This is a genomic window from Lelliottia sp. AC1, from assembly GCF_023278595.1.
Taxonomy (GTDB): Bacteria; Pseudomonadota; Gammaproteobacteria; order Enterobacterales; family Enterobacteriaceae; genus Enterobacter; species Enterobacter nimipressuralis.
Map to the genome: position 1 here is coordinate 913,038 of NZ_CP025699.1, position 13,360 is coordinate 926,397.

Below are 13,360 nucleotides of genomic sequence, written 5' to 3' on the forward strand. Positions count from 1 at the left end.
ACACTGTTGCGGCTTTTTTTATACCTGCCGTTTACCTCGGCTATGCTTATCTAATGTTTTTCAAGGAGGTAGACCATGAACATCATTGCCATCATGGGTCCACATGGCGTCTTTTATAAAGACGAGCCCATCAAGGAGCTGGAAAAATCACTGCAGTCCCGCGGATTTCAGCTTATCTGGCCGAACAACAGCGCCGATCTGCTGAAGGTTATCGAACACAATCCGCGCATCTGTGGCGTCGTTTTCGACTGGGATGAGTACGACCTGGAGCTGTGCAGCGATATCAATCAACTTAATGAATATCTGCCGCTGTACGCCTTTATCAATACCCATTCGACGATGGACGTCAGCGCTCACGATATGCGCATGGCGCTGTGGTTTTTTGAGTATGCCCTCGGCGCTGCCGACGATATTGCGACGCGCATCGAGCAATACACGCATGAGTATCTCGATAACATCACGCCTCCTTTTACCCGCGCGCTGTTCAATTACGTAAAAGAGGGCAAATACACCTTCTGCACGCCGGGCCATATGGCGGGTACGGCGTATCAGAAAAGCCCGGTGGGCTGCCTGTTCTACGATTTCTTTGGCGGCAACACGTTGAAAGCGGATGTCTCGATTTCGGTCACAGAGCTGGGATCGCTGCTGGATCACACCGGCCCGCACCTGGAGGCGGAAGAGTATATTGCCCGCACCTTCGGCGCCGAGCAGAGTTATATGGTGACGAACGGCACGTCGACTTCCAATAAGATTGTCGGGATGTACGCCGCCCCGTCCGGAAGTACGCTGCTGATTGATCGCAACTGCCACAAATCGCTGGCCCATCTGCTGATGATGAGCGATGTCGTCCCGCTCTGGCTGTCGCCGACGCGAAATGCGTTAGGCATCCTGGGGGGCATTCCACGCAGGGAGTTTTCCCACGCCGCCATAGAACAAAAAGTCGCATCTGTTGAAGGGGCGAGCTGGCCCATTCACGCCGTGATCACCAACTCGACCTACGACGGGCTGCTTTACAACACCAACTGGATCAAACAGACGCTGGATGTCCCCTCGATCCACTTTGATTCCGCCTGGGTTCCTTACACGAATTTCCACCCGATCTATGCGGGCAAAAGCGGAATGAGCGGTGAGCGGGTGCCGGGCAAAGTGTTCTTCGAAACCCAGTCGACGCACAAGATGCTGGCGGCGTTCTCGCAGGCATCATTGATCCACATTAAGGGCGAATACGACGAAGAGACCTTCAACGAAGCCTTTATGATGCACACCACCACATCGCCGAGCTATCCGCTGGTGGCCTCGATTGAAACGGCAGCCGCGATGCTGAGGGGGAATCCGGGCAAACGCTTGATCAATCGTTCGGTGGAGCGAGCGCTCCATTTCCGCAAAGAGGTCCAGCGACTCAAAGACGAAGCCGACGGCTGGTTCTTTGATATCTGGCAGCCGGAGGAGATTGATGAAGCGGAGTGCTGGTCCGTCGCGCCAGGCGAGAGCTGGCATGGATTCCGCGATGCTGATGCGGATCATATGTTCCTCGATCCGGTAAAAGTCACCATTCTGACGCCGGGAATGGATGAGCAGGGGACGATGAGCGATGACGGCATTCCCGCTGCTCTGGTGGCGAAATTCCTCGATGAGCGAGGCGTAGTGGTGGAGAAAACCGGGCCGTACAATCTGCTGTTTTTGTTCAGTATCGGCATCGATAAAACCCGCGCAATGGGGCTGCTGCGAGGACTGATGGAGTTCAAACGCGCCTACGATCTTAATCTGCGGGTAAAAAATATGCTGCCGGATCTGTATGCCGAGGATCCAGATTTCTACCGCAATATGCGGATCCAGGATCTGGCTCAGGGGATCCACAAGCTGATCCGCCAGCACGATCTGCCCCGGCTGATGCTGCAGGCGTTTGACGTTTTACCTGAAATGAAACTGACGCCGCACAAAGCCTGGCAACGTCAGGTGAAAGGGGAAGTGGAAACTATCGAGCTGGAAAATCTGGTGGGACGCATATCGGCGAATATGATCCTGCCTTATCCGCCAGGCGTTCCGCTGTTGATGCCGGGCGAGATGATTACCGAACAAAGCCGGGCTGTGCTCGATTTCCTGCTGATGCTGTGCTCGGTGGGGCGGCACTATCCCGGATTTGAGACCGATATTCACGGGGCGAAACGCGATGAAAACGGCGGCTACTGGGTGCGAGTCTTAAAAAATAGCTGAGCCCTTGCGTGCCAGGGGGCTCGGTTGTAACGTTTACTCCTCATAAAAAGGAGAGGCTATGCTGGGTTTAAAACAGGTTCACCATATTGCGATCATTGCGACTGACTATGCCAAAAGTAAGGCATTTTATTGCGACATTCTCGGGTTCACGCTGATGAGCGAAGCGTATCGCGCCGAGCGTGATTCGTGGAAAGGTGACCTGGCGTTGAACGGGCAATATGTGATTGAGCTGTTCTCTTTTCCTTTCCCGCCAGCACGCCCGTCGCGACCTGAAGCCTGTGGGCTTCGCCATCTGGCCTTTAGCGTAGGGGATATTGAGCAGGCGGTGCAGCATCTCGACGCGCATGGCGTGAAGTGCGAAGCCATTCGCATCGATCCCTTTACTGACAAGCGCTTTACATTCTTCAACGATCCGGACGGTTTGCCGCTGGAGCTTTATCAGCAGTAATGCTTGCCATCCATGACAATGCTCGGTAATTTTCCGGGCATTGTCTCTCTGTGAACGCCTCTATGACCCGACCTGCGATTGCCCAGTCAGTTTCTCCTTACCGCCAGCTGCTGGTGGGCTTTAGCGGTGGCCTGGATTCAACCGTCCTGCTGCACCGACTGATGCTATGGCGCGAAAAGGAACCGGACGTGCAAATCCGCGCGATTCACATTCATCACGGGCTGAGTCCCTTTGCCGATGAGTGGGTCGCTCACTGCGCGTCGCTTTGCCTGGCCTGGAATATCCCGCTTTTGATTGAACGTGTGACGCTGTTGGATGAAGGTCTCGGGACTGAAGCTCAGGCACGGAAAGCGCGCTATGCTGCCTTTGAGAAATCACTTCTGCCCGGCGAAGCGATTGTCACGGCGCAGCATCTCGACGATCAGTGTGAAACCTTCTTATTAGCGCTCAAACGCGGCAGCGGCCCGGCAGGATTATCCGCGATGGCTGAGCGCAGTGAATTTGTCGGTACACACTTATTACGCCCATTGCTGGGTGAAACCCGCGCTTCACTGGAGCGCTGGGCGCAGGAACATCATCTTTGCTGGATTGAAGATGAAAGTAATCAGGATGACGCCTACGACCGGAACTTCCTTCGCCTGCGCATTTTGCCCGAACTTTCTCAGCGTTGGCCGCATTTTGCCGAGTCGACGGCAAGGAGTGCGAAATTATGCGCAGAGCAGGAGAGCTTGCTGGATGAACTCCTCAGCGAAGAGCTGGAGAGCCTGATGTCACAAGAGCGAGCGCTGCGCATTGCGCCGCTGCAGGCGATGAGCGCGGTGCGCCGTGGAGCGCTGCTGCGACGCTGGCTGGCCGGTCATGATGCCCAGATGCCCTCGCGCGACATGCTCAACCGCATCTGGGAAGAGGTCGCGCAGGCGCGCGAAGATGCCAATCCGTGCTTACGCTTTAACGATTTTGAACTGAGACGCTACAAAGAGCATCTCTGGTGGATCAAGCATCAGCCGTCCCTGGCCGATGAAATCCTTCCGTGGGACAATATCCTTGAGCCACGGGAACTGCCGCAGGGTGCGGGCCAGGTTTGTCTTGAAGGTAACGGGAATGTACGGCTGCCGGAGGCGGGTGAAAAGATAACGATCCGCTTTAAGGCCAGCGGGAATTTACACATTGTGGGTCGTAACGGCGGGCGCAAGCTGAAAAAAATCTGGCAGGAGTGCCATATCCCGCCCTGGCTACGTGATTCCACGCCTCTGCTTTTTTATGGCGAAAACTTGATTGCGGCGGCGGGCGTGTTTATCACGCAGGAAGGCTGGGCGGAACAGGGTGTGAGTTTCGAGCGGAAAGCGTAACGGGCAGTGAGCTGCCCGTTAAAAGGAATTAGGATTCGCTCACCACAACGGTGCCGATATCCGGATGACTAAAGCTGGCAATTTTATCGAGACGAAGTTCACGCGTTGCACCTGCGTCTTCGACGACCAGATATTCAACGTTCTTACGTGATACAAGGTCACTCGCTTTTGCTTTCAGCTCCTCGCCGTCTTTTAAGGCCAGCGCCAGGATCAGGTGATTCTGGCAGGCAAGCTCGAGGTTATCGTAGTCATCACAGTTGATGGGTTGATAGGTATCATTCATTGACATAATCGCTCACCAGTAAATTCGCAGCAGCATACGCCGCTTTTTCCCTGACCGATTCTGAAAGGCTGGCGTCCGACGCCACTTCATTCAGCACTTTCAATACACAGCCCAACGCATCCGGGATATACCCCAGATCTCCGCTGGCAATTTCCGCATACCTTTTGCGAATTAACTCACAATAATTTTCCACATCCCCTCCTGCCAGCGCACTGACGTTACTGTGAGATACACTTAAGCCTACGAAGATAAACTCGGTTTAGCAAGGTGACTATACCATACTCATTCAAGCAATATCAGCGCCTTGATATTGCTGAGATTCGCCGCTGCGTAACAGCCTTTTGGCCGGAATTTCGCTACAATGGGCACCTGATTCGAATGGAGTTCTCTCATGGCGCTGAAAGCGACAATTTATAAAGCGGTAGTCAACGTAGCTGACCTTGACCGCAACCAGTTTCTCGATGCGTCGTTAACGCTGGCCCGTCACCCGTCCGAAACGCAGGAGCGCATGATGCTGCGCCTGCTGGCGTGGATTAAGTACGCCAATGAACGCCTGCAATTTACGCGTGGTTTGAGCGCTGAAGAAGAGCCGGAAGCCTGGCTGCGTAACGATCATATGGGTATCGATTTGTGGATCGAACTGGGTCTGCCGGACGAGCGTCGTATCAAAAAGGCCTGCACTCAGGCGGCTGAAGTCGCGATTTTCGCCTATAATCAACGTGCTGCGGAGATCTGGTGGCAGCAAAACCAGCGTAAATGCGCGCAGTATTCGCACCTGTCGGTATGGTATCTGGATGACGAACAGCTGGCGCAACTGACCGCGTTTGCCACCCGTACGATGGCACTGCAGGCGACGATTCAGGATGGGTCAATCTGGCTGTCTGATGCTCAGAATAATCTGGAAATTCATCTGACTGCGTGGCAATCCCCGTCATGATTGTGGTGTCCCGAACCGTTACCATTCCCGATAATGAGCTGGAAATTACCGCGATCCGGGCTCAGGGGGCGGGCGGCCAGCATGTAAATAAAGCCTCAACGGCGATTCATCTGCGCTTTGACATTCGGGCCTCCAGCCTGCCAGAGTCCTATAAAGAAGCCCTGCTGGCTGCCAGCCATCATCTGATTACCAGCGATGGCGTCATCATTATTAAGGCGCAAGAGTACCGCAGCCAGGATTTGAATCGCGAAGCCGCACTTTCCCGGCTGGTGGCGGTCATACAGGAGCTTACTGCGGTGCAAAAAAGCCGCCGGGCCACGCGACCAACGCGGGCGTCGAAAGAGCGCCGATTGTCATCAAAAGCGCAGAAATCCACCGTAAAATCACTGCGTGGAAAAGTACGTCGGCCCCAGGAATAACGTACCAGGATTACATTGCTATAAGGAATTCATCGTGAATAAAGCGATATTGTCAGTGTTGGCCGCGTCCACACTGTTTGCATTAATAGGGTGTAACAACCGCGCCGAGATGCAGACTCTGCAACCGACGCACTCCGAAGAGTTAAAGCCGATGCAGCAGAGCTGGCGCGGCGTTCTGCCATGCGCAGACTGTGAAGGTATTGAAACGACACTGTTCCTGGAAAAGGACGGTTCATGGGTGATGAACCAGCGCTATCAGGGCGCGAAAGAGCCCTCTTCATTTGCATCTTATGGCAAATGGGCACGCACGGCTGAGAAGCTGGTGCTGACGGATGCTGAAGGCGAGAAAACCTATTTCCGTGCCAAAGGCGAGGGCATGGAGATGCTGGATCGAGAAGGGAATCCAATCGAGTCCCAGTTTAATTACACCCTTGCGCCAGTTAAAGCGGCGCTGCCGTCCACCCCAATGGCAATGCGCGGCATGTATTTCTACATGGCGGATGCAGCGGTCTTCACCGACTGTGTAACAGGCAAAAAAGTGAGTGTGGCGAATAATGCCCAGCTGGAACGTGATTATGCCGTGGCGCGCGGGAATGACAGCAAGCCGGTACTGTTGACGGTGGACGGTCACTTCACGCTGGAGCCGAACCCTGACAGCGGTGAGATGGTCAAAACGCTGGTGACGGATAAGAATGCGAAGTTTGTGGCGGGTAAAGACTGCGACAGCAAGTAGGACTGAATCAGACGTAAAAGAAAACCCCGCCGAGGCGGGGTTTTTTATGTTTTAACCTTTGATGGCTTTCACCAGGTAATCAAGAATGTCGCCAGTCTTGATCATCTGCTTCTCGCCGCTGCGACGGTATTTGTATTCAATCTCGTCGCTGTCGAGGTTACGGTCGCCGATGACGACTGTGTGTGGGATACCGATCAGTTCCATATCAGCAAACATCACGCCCGGACGCTCTTTACGGTCGTCCATCAGCACTTCGATGCCCTGCGCGCGCAGTTCGCTGTACAGTTTCTCAGCCAGTTCCTGAACACGGTAAGACTTGTGCATGTTCATTGGCAAAATTGCTACCTGGAACGGCGCGATATTGTCTGGCCAGACGATGCCGCGCTCGTCGTGGTTCTGCTCAATGGCAGCAGCCACAACGCGCGTCACACCGATACCGTAGCAACCCATGGTCAGGGTCTGGTTACGACCGTCTTCACCCTGAACGGCTGCGTTCAGCGCCTGAGAGTACTTCGTCCCCAGCTGGAAGATGTGGCCTACTTCGATACCGCGTTTAATCTGAAGATGACCCTGGCCGTCCGGGCTTGGATCGCCGGCAACCACGTTACGGATATCCGCCACTTCTGGCGTCGCGGTGTCGCGCTCCCAGTTGATGCCAAAGTAGTGCTTACCGTCGATGTTCGCGCCAGCAGAGAAATCGCTCATGGCGGCAACGGTACGGTCGATAACGACTGGAACCGGCAGATTAACCGGACCCAGCGAACCTGGACCTGCATTAATCACCGCGCGGATTTCCGCTTCGGTAGCAAATGTCAGCGGGCTTGCGACCTGCGGCAGTTTTTCGGCTTTCACTTCGTTCAGCTCGTGATCGCCACGAACCAGCAGGGCAACCAGCGGATACGCGCTACCTTCAACGGATTTCACCAGCAGCGTTTTCACCGTTTTCTCAATCGGCAGATTGAACTGCTCAACCAGCTCGGCGATGGTTTTCGCGTTTGGCGTGTCGACCAGTTTCATCTCTTCGGTCGCCGCTGCGCGCGGAGTGGCTGGTGCCAGCGCTTCGGCAAATTCGATGTTCGCCGCGTAGTCAGAGGTATCGGAGAAGATCACATCATCTTCGCCGCTCTGAGCCAGCACCTGGAATTCGTGGGAGGCGCTACCGCCGATTGAACCGGTATCAGCCTGTACAGCGCGGAAATCCAGACCCATACGGGAGAAGATTTTGCTGTAGGCACCGTACATCACGTCGTAAGTTTCCTGCAGAGATTCCTGTGAGGTATGGAAAGAGTAGGCATCTTTCATCAGGAATTCGCGGGAACGCATCACGCCGAAACGCGGGCGAACTTCGTCACGGAACTTGGTCTGGATCTGGAAGAAGTTCAGCGGCAGCTGTTTGTACGAGTTCAGCTCGTTACGGATCAGGTCAGTGATCACTTCTTCATGCGTTGGGCCGAGCACAAACGGACGCTCGCCGCGATCAACAAAGCGCAGCAGTTCCGGGCCGTACTGCTCCCAGCGACCACTTTCCATCCACAGGTCAGCGGGCTGAACCACAGGCATGGACACCTCGATAGCACCGGCGTTGTTCATCTCTTCACGCACGATGTTTTCGACTTTTTTCAGGACGCGCAGGCCGGTCGGCAACCAGGTGTACAACCCGGAGGCCAGCTTGCGGATCATCCCGGCGCGCAGCATCAGCTGGTGGCTGATGACTTCAGCGTCGGCAGGTGTCTCCTTCAGTGTGGAGAGCAGATATTGGCTAGTACGCATGTTGTTACGGTTCCATTTCGACGATTGGACCAGGCTGAAACGTCAGACTGACACAAAAAAAGTGGTTTAGTTTACCAGTGTGGCAAAGATGCCAAAAGAGAGGAAAAATAAAATTAGCGCTCTTCCAGCGCAAAGACTTCAAAACCTGCCTCGGTGACGCGCCAGCGGACGTTAAAATCGAGCAACAGGACGGCGTATGTTTTGCCTGCCTCTTCCTCTTTTCTGTAGGCGGGTCGCGGATCTTGCGCCAGAACGTCGACAATAAAATCTTTCAGGCGAGGGTAACGCTTTTCCAGATGCAGGAGCTGTGCGCAGACCTCTGCGGTGAATCCAACGGGTATATCTGCCGTTGGGGCCTGCTGGGCATAGCTCGCGCGAGCGTCGGGCAGCGCTTCGGCAAAGGGCAAATAGGGTTTGATATCCACCACGGGCGTGCCGTCGACCAGATCCAGACTGCCTAACTGTAGAATCACCTGATCCTTCTGGCAGCGAATGCCTTGTAGCTCCACGAGCGACATGCCTACAGGATTTGGGCGGAAGGTCGAACGCGTGGCAAACACCCCCATTCTGGCATTCCCGCCCAGTCGGGGAGGGCGTACCGTCGGGCGCCAGCCACCTTCCATCGTTTGATGAAAGATAAACAGCACCCAAAGATGGCTGAATGCCTCCAGGCCACGCACCGCATCGGCCTGGTTATAAGGGGCAATTAAGTGAAGTTCGCCGCCGCAGCTTTTGACCAGACCCGGCTGGCGTGGCACGGCAAACTTCTCTTTATAAGGCGAGCGGATAACACCTATCTGCTCAAACTGAAATGCACTCATTTAGCCGTGACGTTAAGGGCGTTGCCCATACACACAGCCTGACGATAGCAGCCTGGCGTACCGCTGGTAACTTCACAGCTGTGCAGCAAGACGGCGTTGGCTTTCATTTTGGCGGCATTAATCTGCAGGCGTTTACGCGCCGTTGGGATGTTTGGCGGAGAGTCCTGATTGCTGGCCTGGCAGGATTCGCCGGTGACTTCACCCAGATCGCGGAATGGCTTGCCAATCAGATCTTCAGCTTTGGTGTAGATTCTTACCGGCGCAGGACGCGGCGGTTTTGGTTTTGCTGGCTCCACCTTCGGTGGGGTTGCAGTGCTTTTAACAGGTTCAACAGGAGATCTGCTTAGCATTGAACAGCCGCTCAGCATGAGTGCTAAAAGACAGATCGGTAAAGCACGCATAATATTTCCTCAATGAATAATCAAATCGTCAGTTATTGAATCAGTTGCCTGCATAAATGACAAGACGGGCTTTCGCCCGTCTTGAATGATATTACAGAAAGGTCAGATTACCAGCCTTTAACAGCGCCGCCGTTAAACACTTTGTTGGCTTCCTGGTAAACTTCTTCAGACTGGTATGCCTGAACGAATTTTTTCACGTTTTCCGCGTCTTTGTTATCTTCGCGGCTCACGATCAGGTTAACGTACGGGGAGTCTTTGTCTTCAACAAAGATGCCGTCTTTTGCCGGCGTCAGGCCAATCTGGCTGGCGTAAGTGGTATTGATCACCGCCAGAGCAATCTGCGCATCGTCCAGAGAGCGTGGCAGCTGTGGTGCTTCCAGCTCAACCAGCTTCAGGTTTTTCGGGTTTTCAGTCACATCCAGCACGGTTGGCAGCAAGCCCACGCCATCTTTCAGTTTGATCAGACTCACTTTCTGCAGCAGCAGCAGGGAACGGCCCAGGTTGGTTGGGTCGTTAGGAATCGCGACCTGAGAACCCGGCTGCAGCTCTTCCAGAGATTTGATTTTTTTAGAGTAGCCAGCAATTGGGTAAACGAAGGTGTTCGCTACGGCAACCAGTTTGTAGCCACGATCTTTAATCTGCTGATCCAGGTATGGTTTGTGCTGGAAGGCGTTAGCGTCGATGTCGCCTTTGCTCAGCGCTTCGTTCGGCAGAACGTAGTCGTTAAAGGTTACCAGCTCAACGTCCAGGCCATACTTCTCTTTTGCGACTTTCTGCGCTACTTCTGCAACCTGCTGCTCAGCGCCAACAATGACGCCCACTTTGATATGGTTTGGATCTTTTTCATCCTGACCGCAACCCACCAGAGCCAGGGAGCCGATCAGTGCGCCTACCGCAGCAAAGGTCTTCAATTTAAACGTCATGTTATATCCTTAATTCGTCGAGTTTGCGTTGTGTAACGTTATTTGTGAGTAACAGCCCGGACGATGCGATCGCCAGAGAATTGAATGAGATAAACCAGCACAACCAGCAATATCAGAACGGTGTTCATTACGGTAGCGTTATAACCAATATAACCATATTGATAGCCGATCTGACCCAGACCACCCGCCCCGACAGCACCGCCCATGGCGGAATACCCGACCAGCGTGATAAGGGTAATCGTGGCCGCATTCACCAGACCTGGCAGCGCTTCGGGTAACAGCACTTTGCGTACGATCTGCATTGGCGTCGCGCCCATGGCACGAGAGGCTTCGATCAGACCGGTTGGAATTTCGAGCAGAGCATTCTCAACCATACGCGCGATAAACGGCGCGGCGCCTACGGTCAGCGGCACAATGGCAGCCTGCAGACCAATCGATGTCCCCACGATGACACGAGTAAATGGAATCATCCACACTAGAAGGATGATAAAAGGAATCGAACGGAAGATGTTTACCAGCGCAGAGAGCGTTCGATAAAGCTTCGCGTTTTCGATAATTTGCCCTGGACGCGTGACGTACAGCAGCACGCCAACCGGCAGGCCAATCACAAAACCAAAGAATCCTGATACGAAGGTCATTGCCAGCGTTTCCCAAACGCCGCGAACCAGCAGCCACATCATCGGCTCAGACATAACCCAGTACCTCTACTTTTACATGGTGTTCCTGCAGCCAGGCAATTGCGGCTTGCGTCTCTTCTTGTGTTCCGTGCATTTCCGTCAGCATGATGCCGAACTTCACGCCACCGGCGTAATCCATCTGAGCGCTAATAATGTTGTTATTCACATTAAAGCGACGTGCGGTTTCGGAAAGCAGAGGGGCGTCAACGGACTGACCGGTGAATTCCATGCGCAGCATTGGAACGCTGTCAGGAGCTGATTCCACTTTTAAACGCGCCAGATAATCTTCCGGAATATCCAGGTGCAGAGTGGATTGAATGAACTGCTGGGCAAGGGGCGTTTTCGGATGCGAGAACACTTCGCTGACGGTGTCCTGCTCGATCAGTTCACCGTTGCTGATTACCGCAACGCAGTCGCAAATGCGCTTAACGACATCCATCTCATGAGTAATAAGAAGGATGGTCAGCCCGAGGCGACGGTTAATGTCTTTCAATAATTCCAGAATAGAGCGGGTGGTTGCCGGATCCAGTGCGCTGGTGGCTTCATCGCAGAGCAGCACTTTAGGGTTGCTTGCCAGCGCACGGGCAATCGCCACGCGCTGTTTCTGGCCACCGGAAAGATTAGCCGGGTAGCTGTCATGCTTATCAGACAGGCCAACCAACTCCAGCAGCTCGGTTACCCGGCGCTTCACTTCTTCTTTTGGCGTGTTGTCCAGCTCCAGCGGAAGCGCGACGTTACCAAAAACAGTGCGTGATGCCAGCAGGTTAAAGTGCTGGAAGATCATGCCTATCTGACGACGGGCCTGAGTTAATTCTTTTTCGGAAAGTTTGGTCAGCTCCTGGCCGCCAACCTGGACGCTACCTTCGGTCGGACGCTCGAGCAGGTTAACGCAACGGATGAGCGTACTTTTACCGGCACCCGATGCGCCAATGACGCCATAAATCTGTCCAGCCGGAACATGCAGGCTGACATTGTTCAGCGCCTGAATGGTTCGGGTTCCTTGCTGGAACACTTTGGTGATATTGGAAAGTTTAATCATTAGATTATTTTTATCGTATGTAAGTTAGCCGTGGCATTTTGTTCTGCCAGATACGGGGTTCAACCGTAAACAAAATGGATGTTAAGGCATCCAGACGTCTAAATCAATCCAACTGTGCGCGATGAGCACTTTCTTGCGCGGTGAAACATGAGATAATAGCGGCACATGCCTTTTTCAGGAGCAAACCCGTGGCAAAATCAGTACCCGCAATTTTTCTCGATCGTGACGGCACCATTAATGTCGATCACGGTTATGTGCATGAGATTGATGAGTTCGAATTCATCGACGGCGTTATTGACGCCATGCGCGAACTTAAAGGGATGGGGTATGCGCTGGTGGTGGTGACCAATCAGTCGGGGATCGCCCGGGGTAAATTTACCGAAGCGCAATTCGAAACGCTGACCGAGTGGATGGACTGGTCACTGGCCGATCGGGATGTCGAGCTGGACGGTATCTATTATTGTCCGCATCACCCGCAAGGGACCGTCGAAGAATACCGCCAGACATGTGATTGCCGTAAACCTCATCCTGGGATGTTTATCTCTGCGCAGGAATTCCTGCACATTGATATGGCCTCTTCTTATATGGTGGGCGACAAACTGGAAGATATGCAGGCGGCAACAGCAGCAGGTGTGGGCACTAAAGTATTAGTTCGCACCGGTAAGCCGGTTACCCTAGAAGCTGAAAGCGCGGCAGATCTGGTACTGAATAGCCTTGCTGAGCTGCCAAAAGCGCTCAAAATGCAGCAAAAATAGGCGCTGAGTTGAAAAAATGAGCGGTTGAAAAAAAAATGTATTTTTCCGCTTGTCATTCCTCGGAAGCTCCCTATAATGCGCCTCCATCGACACGGCAGATGTGAATCACTTCACACAAACAGCCGGTTCGGTTGAAGAGAAAAAATCCTGAGATTCAGGGTTGACTCTGAAAGAGGAAAGCGTAATATACGCCACCTCGCAACGGTGAGCGAAAGCCGCGTTGCACTGCTCTTTAACAATTTATCAGACAATCTGTGTGGGCACTCAAAGTGACATGGATTCTAAACGTCGNAAGACGCTAAATGAATACCAAAGTCTCTGAGTGAACATACGTAATTCATTACGAAGTTTAATTCACGAGCATCAAACTTAAATTGAAGAGTTTGATCATGGCTCAGATTGAACGCTGGCGGCAGGCCTAACACATGCAAGTCGAGCGGTAGCACAGAGAGCTTGCTCTCGGGTGACGAGCGGCGGACGGGTGAGTAATGTCTGGGAAACTGCCTGATGGAGGGGGATAACTACTGGAAACGGTAGCTAATACCGCATAACGTCGCAAGACCAAAGAGGGGGACCTTCGGGCCTCTTGCC

The 13,360-nt window shown here is 53.5% G+C and carries 15 protein-coding genes; 7 read left to right on the top strand and 8 right to left on the bottom strand.

Going from position 1 to position 13,360, the window contains the following annotated elements; genetic code table 11:
• The first annotated feature begins 75 nt into the window (after positions 1-75).
• The 3 genes from C0560_RS04250 to tilS all read left to right on the top strand — a co-directional run bounded on the left by C0560_RS04250 (position 76) and on the right by tilS (position 4,011).
• A complete protein-coding gene (locus tag C0560_RS04250; protein ID WP_248859695.1) occupies positions 76-2,214 on the top strand; it encodes a lysine decarboxylase LdcC in 2,139 nt (712 codons plus the stop codon).
• A gap of 58 nt (positions 2,215-2,272) precedes the next feature.
• Positions 2,273-2,662, top strand: a complete 390-nt coding sequence (locus C0560_RS04255) for a VOC family protein (RefSeq protein ID WP_100777544.1) — start codon at positions 2,273-2,275, stop codon at positions 2,660-2,662.
• Between the two features lie 62 nt (positions 2,663-2,724).
• Positions 2,725-4,011 (top strand): tRNA lysidine(34) synthetase TilS, encoded by a 1,287-nt coding sequence (tilS, locus tag C0560_RS04260; protein ID WP_248859696.1) that lies wholly within the window; start codon positions 2,725-2,727, stop codon positions 4,009-4,011.
• A 28-nt stretch (positions 4,012-4,039) separates the two neighbouring features.
• Here the strand turns inward: tilS and rof are convergent, their stop codons facing one another.
• Both rof and C0560_RS04270 read right to left on the bottom strand, forming a co-directional pair.
• Positions 4,040-4,300 carry a Rho-binding antiterminator gene (gene rof, locus C0560_RS04265; RefSeq protein WP_100777542.1) on the bottom strand — a complete coding sequence of 87 codons (261 nt, stop codon included), beginning with the start codon at positions 4,298-4,300 and terminating at the stop codon, positions 4,040-4,042.
• Positions 4,287-4,487 (bottom strand): YaeP family protein, encoded by a 201-nt coding sequence (locus tag C0560_RS04270; protein WP_095280858.1) that lies wholly within the window; start codon positions 4,485-4,487, stop codon positions 4,287-4,289. The genes rof and C0560_RS04270 overlap by 14 nt, the downstream gene beginning before the upstream one ends.
• Before the next feature lie 198 nt (positions 4,488-4,685).
• On the opposite strand from C0560_RS04270, the gene C0560_RS04275 reads away from it, so the two are divergent.
• Genes C0560_RS04275 through nlpE form a run of 3 tightly spaced genes read left to right on the top strand, consistent with a single transcriptional unit; the run spans position 4,686 to position 6,383 of the window.
• Positions 4,686-5,231, top strand: coding sequence for a YaeQ family protein (locus C0560_RS04275; RefSeq protein ID WP_181827361.1), 546 nt, complete (start codon positions 4,686-4,688; stop codon positions 5,229-5,231).
• On the top strand, positions 5,228-5,650 hold the full coding sequence (gene arfB / locus C0560_RS04280) for an alternative ribosome rescue aminoacyl-tRNA hydrolase ArfB (protein ID WP_100777540.1): 423 nt from the start codon (positions 5,228-5,230) through the stop codon (positions 5,648-5,650). Before C0560_RS04275 ends, arfB begins: the two co-directional genes overlap by 4 nt.
• Before the next feature lie 34 nt (positions 5,651-5,684).
• Positions 5,685-6,383, top strand: a complete 699-nt coding sequence (nlpE, locus tag C0560_RS04285) for an envelope stress response activation lipoprotein NlpE (protein WP_100777539.1) — start codon at positions 5,685-5,687, stop codon at positions 6,381-6,383.
• 51 nt (positions 6,384-6,434) lie between these two features.
• On the opposite strand, the gene proS is transcribed toward nlpE, so the two are convergent.
• From proS to metN, 6 genes are all read right to left on the bottom strand, one after another.
• A complete protein-coding gene (gene proS, locus C0560_RS04290) occupies positions 6,435-8,153 on the bottom strand; it encodes a proline--tRNA ligase (RefSeq protein ID WP_123429451.1) in 1,719 nt (572 codons plus the stop codon).
• Positions 8,154-8,266: 113 nt separating this feature from the next.
• Entirely contained in the window at positions 8,267-8,974 is a 708-nt protein-coding gene (gene tsaA / locus C0560_RS04295; RefSeq protein WP_248859697.1) for a tRNA (N6-threonylcarbamoyladenosine(37)-N6)-methyltransferase TrmO, read from the bottom strand.
• Positions 8,971-9,375, bottom strand: coding sequence for an Rcs stress response system protein RcsF (gene rcsF / locus C0560_RS04300; protein ID WP_100777536.1), 405 nt, complete (start codon positions 9,373-9,375; stop codon positions 8,971-8,973). Before rcsF ends, tsaA begins: the two co-directional genes overlap by 4 nt.
• A gap of 107 nt (positions 9,376-9,482) precedes the next feature.
• The gene (gene metQ / locus C0560_RS04305) at positions 9,483-10,298 is read right to left on the bottom strand and encodes a methionine ABC transporter substrate-binding lipoprotein MetQ (RefSeq protein ID WP_248859698.1); all 816 of its coding nucleotides are present in this window, start codon (positions 10,296-10,298) and stop codon (positions 9,483-9,485) included.
• A gap of 38 nt (positions 10,299-10,336) precedes the next feature.
• On the bottom strand, positions 10,337-10,990 hold the full coding sequence (locus C0560_RS04310; RefSeq protein ID WP_014830730.1) for a methionine ABC transporter permease MetI: 654 nt from the start codon (positions 10,988-10,990) through the stop codon (positions 10,337-10,339).
• Entirely contained in the window at positions 10,983-12,014 is a 1,032-nt protein-coding gene (gene metN, locus C0560_RS04315; RefSeq protein ID WP_123429449.1) for a methionine ABC transporter ATP-binding protein MetN, read from the bottom strand. Before metN ends, C0560_RS04310 begins: the two co-directional genes overlap by 8 nt.
• Before the next feature lie 188 nt (positions 12,015-12,202).
• Between metN and gmhB the strand changes: the two genes are divergently transcribed.
• Positions 12,203-12,769, top strand: coding sequence for a D-glycero-beta-D-manno-heptose 1,7-bisphosphate 7-phosphatase (gmhB, locus tag C0560_RS04320; protein ID WP_248859699.1), 567 nt, complete (start codon positions 12,203-12,205; stop codon positions 12,767-12,769).
• The last annotated feature ends 591 nt before the right edge of the window (positions 12,770-13,360 follow it).

What these genes read in the sequence shown, in the direction of transcription:
- C0560_RS04275 (WP_181827361.1), top strand. Translation starts at nt 4,686, where the DNA reads ATGGCGCTGAAAGCGACAATTTATAAAGCGGTAGTCAACGTAGCTGAC.
- rcsF (WP_100777536.1), bottom strand. Translation starts at nt 9,375, where the DNA reads ATGCGTGCTTTACCGATCTGTCTTTTAGCACTCATGCTGAGCGGCTGT.
- tsaA (WP_248859697.1), bottom strand. Translation starts at nt 8,974, where the DNA reads ATGAGTGCATTTCAGTTTGAGCAGATAGGTGTTATCCGCTCGCCTTAT.
- rof (WP_100777542.1), bottom strand. Translation starts at nt 4,300, where the DNA reads ATGTCAATGAATGATACCTATCAACCCATCAACTGTGATGACTACGAT.
- tilS (WP_248859696.1), top strand. Translation starts at nt 2,725, where the DNA reads ATGACCCGACCTGCGATTGCCCAGTCAGTTTCTCCTTACCGCCAGCTG.
- C0560_RS04255 (WP_100777544.1), top strand. Translation starts at nt 2,273, where the DNA reads ATGCTGGGTTTAAAACAGGTTCACCATATTGCGATCATTGCGACTGAC.
- C0560_RS04310 (WP_014830730.1), bottom strand. Translation starts at nt 10,990, where the DNA reads ATGTCTGAGCCGATGATGTGGCTGCTGGTTCGCGGCGTTTGGGAAACG.
- metQ (WP_248859698.1), bottom strand. Translation starts at nt 10,298, where the DNA reads ATGACGTTTAAATTGAAGACCTTTGCTGCGGTAGGCGCACTGATCGGC.
- arfB (WP_100777540.1), top strand. Translation starts at nt 5,228, where the DNA reads ATGATTGTGGTGTCCCGAACCGTTACCATTCCCGATAATGAGCTGGAA.
- metN (WP_123429449.1), bottom strand. Translation starts at nt 12,014, where the DNA reads ATGATTAAACTTTCCAATATCACCAAAGTGTTCCAGCAAGGAACCCGA.
- C0560_RS04250 (WP_248859695.1), top strand. Translation starts at nt 76, where the DNA reads ATGAACATCATTGCCATCATGGGTCCACATGGCGTCTTTTATAAAGAC.
- proS (WP_123429451.1), bottom strand. Translation starts at nt 8,153, where the DNA reads ATGCGTACTAGCCAATATCTGCTCTCCACACTGAAGGAGACACCTGCC.